The organism is Desulfovibrio sp. 1214_IL3152, from assembly GCF_036763055.1.
GTDB lineage: Bacteria > Desulfobacterota > Desulfovibrionia > Desulfovibrionales > Desulfovibrionaceae > Desulfovibrio.
The window spans coordinates 1-5,428 of sequence record NZ_JBAIYW010000213.1; the positions used below are offsets into that span (position 1 = coordinate 1).

The 5,428-nt window shown below is 58.8% G+C and carries 5 protein-coding genes; 4 read left to right on the top strand and 1 reads right to left on the bottom strand.

The genetic code is table 11. The annotated features are described in order from the left end of the window. A partial coding sequence (locus tag V6C07_RS04505) for a sigma 54-interacting transcriptional regulator (protein WP_333535170.1) occupies positions 1-2,479 on the bottom strand: 2,479 nt, incomplete at its 3' end. Positions 2,480-2,722: 243 nt separating this feature from the next. Between V6C07_RS04505 and V6C07_RS04510 the strand changes: the two genes are divergently transcribed. The 4 genes from V6C07_RS04510 (at position 2,723) to V6C07_RS04525 (ending at position 5,089) form a co-directional block, all read left to right on the top strand. Beyond that, positions 2,723-3,025: a DVU0150 family protein gene (locus V6C07_RS04510; RefSeq protein ID WP_333535171.1), complete on the top strand. Its 303-nt coding sequence runs from the start codon at positions 2,723-2,725 to the stop codon at positions 3,023-3,025. Positions 3,026-3,035: 10 nt separating this feature from the next. After that, positions 3,036-4,100: a sulfite exporter TauE/SafE family protein gene (locus tag V6C07_RS04515; protein ID WP_333535172.1), complete on the top strand. Its 1,065-nt coding sequence runs from the start codon at positions 3,036-3,038 to the stop codon at positions 4,098-4,100. Positions 4,101-4,110: 10 nt separating this feature from the next. Continuing rightward, positions 4,111-4,704: a DUF4881 domain-containing protein gene (locus tag V6C07_RS04520; protein WP_333535174.1), complete on the top strand. Its 594-nt coding sequence runs from the start codon at positions 4,111-4,113 to the stop codon at positions 4,702-4,704. 70 nt (positions 4,705-4,774) lie between these two features. Further along, the gene (locus V6C07_RS04525; RefSeq protein ID WP_333535175.1) at positions 4,775-5,089 is read left to right on the top strand and encodes a hypothetical protein; all 315 of its coding nucleotides are present in this window, start codon (positions 4,775-4,777) and stop codon (positions 5,087-5,089) included. Positions 5,090-5,428: the final 339 nt, after the last annotated feature.

Genomic DNA, 5,428 nt, shown 5'->3' on the forward strand with positions numbered 1-5,428 from the left:
GCTCCTCGCGCTCATGGCCGTTCTGGCGTTCCGCAGGCGTGCCGGAACCTTGATTCGCGCCAGCGGTACCGGGCGCCAGCCCCATTGCGTCCTTGTCTGCCTGATCCTGTGAAGCCTCTGGCAGTTCCCGGGACTCAGCGGAAGAGCCTTCAGGCGGATACTGCCCTTCGCTCCGGGCCAGTATTTTATCCGGCGCGGCGGAAGCGGCCATGGGGCCGAGCTGAATGTTTTCGGCATAGAGAATATCGCCCTCGCAGAAGGTCAGTGCGCGGGTAAGTGTATTTTTCAGCTCACGCACATTGCCGGGCCAGTCGTGGGCCGTGAGTTTTGCAAGGGCGCCCCGGCTGACCTGGGGCATGCGCAGTGACTTGCGCGCCCCGTTTGCCGAGGGGGACTGTCCTGGGCCGTACGCAGCGGGTTCCGTGTTTTCCGCCTGTGTTTCGGCGTCCATCTCTGCCGCCTTGGCGCGCGCTTTTACGGCCTCGGTCAGAAAGTAGACTGTCAGGGAGGGGATGTCGGTTTTTCTTTCCCGCAGGGGAGGGGTGTGGATGGTTATGACGGCCAGACGATAATAAAGATCTTCGCGGAAGGATCCGTCGCGTGCTTCGTCGGGAAGGGAGGCATTGGTGGCGGCGATAATGCGGGTATCAAAAGGCACTTCCTGATCGCTGCCCAGGGGACGGATGCGCCGCGTGGACAAGGCCCGCAGCAGCGCCTGCTGCACCTTGGGCGCGGCATTGCCTATTTCATCCAGCATGAGGGTTCCGCCCTCGGCGGCCAGAAATGCCCCCTTGCGAGGCTGCCTGGCCTCGGTAAAAGCGCCCTTTACGTGGCCGAACAGGGTGTCCATAAGCAGGTTTTCGTCCAGCGCGCCGCAGTTGATGGTGATGAACGGTCCTGAAGCGCGGGCGCTCAGACGGTGGATGGCTTCCGACACCAGTTCTTTGCCGGTGCCGGTTTCGCCCACCACCAGCACATCCGCCAGAACCTGCGATGCCTTGCGTACCTGGTCATACAGCGTCTGCATGGCCGGTGACGTGCCCACAAGGCCGCTGGCGGGGAGGTCTTCGGGGTGCGGCAGGTCGGAGGCTGGCTCGCGCTGCCACTGGGCGTCCTGAAGGGCCTCGTGGCTGCGGCGTTCTTCCTTGGCCTGGCGCAAACGTTTCAGAAGGGCGTTGATGCTGTTCTTGATGCGCTCCATTTCCAGAGGCAGCTGCGGCAGGTCAAGGTCGTCATCATTGCCCAGAATATTGCGGTTGCGTAGATCGCCGGACATGACATTGAGCGATTTGCCCATCTGGCGCGCCAGCCACCAGAGGCTCAGGGCCAGAAGAACCATGCCCCCCATAAAGCTGACTGCGTAGATGCCCATGATCTGCATGCCGGTGCGCGTGGTGGTGAAGCTGGTATCCAGAACGGCCAGCCCGCCGAGCACCACAGGCTCGCCGCCGGAGCCGGGATTGAAGCCGACGGGAACATAGCTTACGCGCTCCACGCGCATCTGTCCGTTGCTCCATATGGTGCTGCTTTCTGTCATGGGCAGTTGTCCGGCATGCCCTCCCTGCACCTCGGCCACCATGCTCCAGTAGTTGATGTGTTCCGGGCTGGGACGAAAAGCCATGCTGAAGCCGGGCCGCCCGTAGTCGCCCCAAAAGCCCGCCCGAACCGCATCATTGCCCAGGCTTTTGCCCGCAAGAGCCGCATCGGGCACTTCAGACTGAAAGATCATCCAGCCCTCACGGTCGAAAAACAGACTGCGCACGCGCGTGTCCGTGCCGGATGCGGCGATGGGGGCGTTGGGCGAGGAATAGCGCGATACGATGTTCCGCAGATCCTTCATATCCAGCGACAGCAGCAGGTAGCCCTGGAAGTTCCCGTTTTTGTCATGCAGGGCGGTAAAAAAACGCAACACATGCAGTGAAACGTTTTGCAGGGATTTGTCGACCGGAACCATGGAATACACGGCTTCCAGAGGCTGCCCCACATTGACGTAACCGGGGCGCTGGTCGCCCCCCAGGTTATGGAAAGGGCTTGCGGGGCTGTCGAGAGCCACCTGCATGGGGATATTGATGATGCTCCCTTCGTGGTTCAGCAACAGGTAGCGGCTTTCAGGGGTCAGCCCCACATAGGCCACTTCGCGATATTGAAGGCCATCGGTCTTGGCGCGAAATTCCATTCTGCGGGCCATGTCCTGCGGCTCCATAGAGCCTGCGGCCAGTATCAGCAACTGGTTGCGCGTTTCGGCCAGGGCATGTTCCAGGGCCAGGCTCATGGCCTGGGCCTGAAGTTGCGCGTTGCGCGCTATTGCGCGGTTTATGATGTGTTCAATGCTGCTGCTGGTTGTCAGAAAGATAAGCAGCAGCACGAGAGTCAGCAGAGGCAGCCCCAGCATGAGCATGCGGCTGACAAGGCTGCGGTTCATGAAGAAGGAGGTGACATCCAGGGTGCTTCCGCCGGGAAGCGTTCTGTAGAAGCGCATTGTTCCTCCTGGGCTTGGTTGCGCAAAAAAGCGCAATCTTTGTGTCCACTATAGGCACCTCGCGAAAATCTGGCAAGTTTTTTCGCGCAAAAATGAGAAAAAATCGGCAAAATACGGCAATTATTACGCAATGGCACGGTGGTTGCTATCTTTTTCACATTCACTGCGTGACAGTCGGCATGGCCCGGTGGGGGTACTGCCGAAAGAGAGTCCAAAGGATCTCAAACAGAGTGGAGGGTTCTTATGAAGAAGATGCGCACGCTTATGACCTGGCTGGCGGGCTGCGCGCTCATGCTGGCCGCCATGCCCGGCCTGGCTCTGGCTGCCGGGGGCAAGGCTTCGGCGGTGGTAATTGTGGCCGATACCCGCAAGCTGGACGGCATCCTGTACTGGTGGGCGGAAATGTACAATGAGAGTCATTTCTTTTTCGCCATCCTGACCATGCTCATCATTCCCATTGTGGGCTGCATCCTTGGCTGGCTGGCCGACCTCGTGATGTCGCACATCGGCATTGACCTCAAGCACCGCGAACTGGCCGAAAAGTAAGGAGGCGCATATGGATTGGCTGTATATCTTGATGCCCATCTCCGGCGTGTACATTTTCTGGCCGGGGCTTATCATTCTTGGTTTCGGCGTGGGCATTATCGGCGGTTTCTTCGGCCTGGGCGGCGCGTGGATGGTTACCCCCGGCCTGAATATTCTGGGCTTTCCCATGGCGTTCGCCATCGGAACAGACGTGGCGCAAATGGCTGGTAAATCGCTTATCTCAACCATGCGGCACGGCAAGTTCGGCAACGTGGACTACGCCCTGGGCATCACCATGCTTATCGGTACGGTCATCGGCGTTGAAATCGGCGCGCAGATGGTCATGTGGCTTGAGCGCATCGGCTCGGTGGACAAGGTTGTGCGCTGGCTCTACGTGGTGCTGCTCATATCCATTGCATGGCTGGTGTTTCATGACGCCGCCGTGCGCCGTCGCAAGGAACGTGAAGCCAAGGCGCAACATAAGGAACTGGACGCCGCCGCCGTCGGCATTGACTGGGCCTCTCGTCTTCAGGCCATAAGGATACCTCCCGTTGTCCATTACAAGCATGCCAACATCACCTGCTCCGCGTGGCTGCCTATCACCGTCAGTCTCTTCACCGGCTGGCTGGCAGGCATACTCGGTATCGGCGGCGGTCTCATCCGTATGCCCGCTCTTGTCTATCTTGTGGGCTGCCCCACCCATCTGGCAGTGGGTACGGACCTCTTTGAAGTTGCCATCTCCGGCCTGTACGGCACGGCGTCCTACGCGTACAAGGGCCGCGTGGAACTCCTGGCCGCGCTCATCATGCTGTGCGGCGCTGCCATCGGCGCGCAGATAGGCGTTGTGGCGACCAAGTACGTCAAGGGTTACGGCATTCGTTTCGTTTTCGGCCTGGCCGTTCTGGGCTGCCTCATGTCTGTTATTCTGAAGCTTCTGCAGGCGGAATTCCCTGCATGGGGCTGGCTGCTTGGCCCCCTTGCCACTGTTGAAGTTCTTGGTTTCGTAAGTGCCATTTCCATCTACATCGCGGTGAAGATGGTGCAGGGCGCCAAGGCGGAATTGGCCGCCAAGAAGATGCGGGCAGCGAACAGCTAGGAGGGACATCATGAAGATTCGTAGTTTGCTGCTTATGCTGGTGCTTGGACTTTCCACTTTCCTCACCGCCTGCGACTTCGAGGGCGGGGTGGAGCAGGGCCGCTGTGTGGCCTTCAACCCCGAAGCCAAAACCCTGACCATCGTGGTTGACGTTACTCACGATCAGTTCAACCCGCATTACAGCGGTGGCGTACACACATTCAAGCTGCCGACCATTCCCAGCGAAATGGGACCGCCGCCTGAAGTGGGTGGACGCCTCATGATCGACCTGGAAAAGAATACGGTGCTTGTATTCGATCCCGAAACCAAGACCGTGCGCGAAATTCCCGTGCAGTTTATGGATGTGGAAAAGAATATACGCCCCAAGCATCCCAAGGTTGCGGGCAAGACCTTCCCCGTTGTTGACAAGGAACAGCAGACGGTCACCGTGTATTCCAACCGCCTGAGCTCCCTGATTACCTTCAAGGTTCCCGCAGGCGATATAGACCTGCCCCCCTATGTGTGGGCTGCCGGTAACGAAATGCGCATCGCGTACCGAAACGCGGACAAGAATCAGGCCATACGCATCATGAACGTGACCAAGACCAATATATTCAGCAAGTAGACCATATCGGCATCAAGAATACCGGGGCGGCACTGCCCGCCCCGGTATAAAAGATTTTCTGGAGAACAGCATGAACAGCTACAAGCAGCACCTTTATATCAGTTGCATCCGTATCACGGCCAACGCGCTTATGGTGGCCGCGGTTTTTGTAGCCATGTACCAGTCTTCACGCAGTTTTGACGCGGCCGAGCTGACGTTTTGCGCATGGTTTTTCGGTATAACGGTTCCTCTGTGGGCCGGGGCCTTCTGGCTTACACGCATGGTGCGGCGGCGCTTTCCCGCCGAAGGCCAAAGCATGGTGCATTTGCCGCGCATGGGCCTGTCGCTGGTGAGCTGGCGGGTGCTTGAGCAGGTAAGGGGTTCGCAACTGGTGCAGCAGCGCTAGACAATTTTGCTTTGAAACTGCCTGACGGCTGCGTGAGCAGACGTCCGCTACCAAGGCGCAACGCAGCTTCAGCCTCCGGTTCAGGAGCTTGCGAAAAAGACTGCACCACTGCCTGAGGGTGCAGTAAGGCGCCGAAGTGAACGTTATAAAAACTTTGAGATTTCACATCCCAAAGTTGGAATGCTCTAACAGAGGTATTGCCATGATTGCCGCCAGCACTTTCAGAGGATACGATTCATCCATGCAGACTCTTCTTGACGCCGACACCTGGGATGCCTGCCAAAATATCCGCCGCCGCCAGCGCCGCCTGGGTACGGTGTGCGCCCTGCTGCTGGCCGT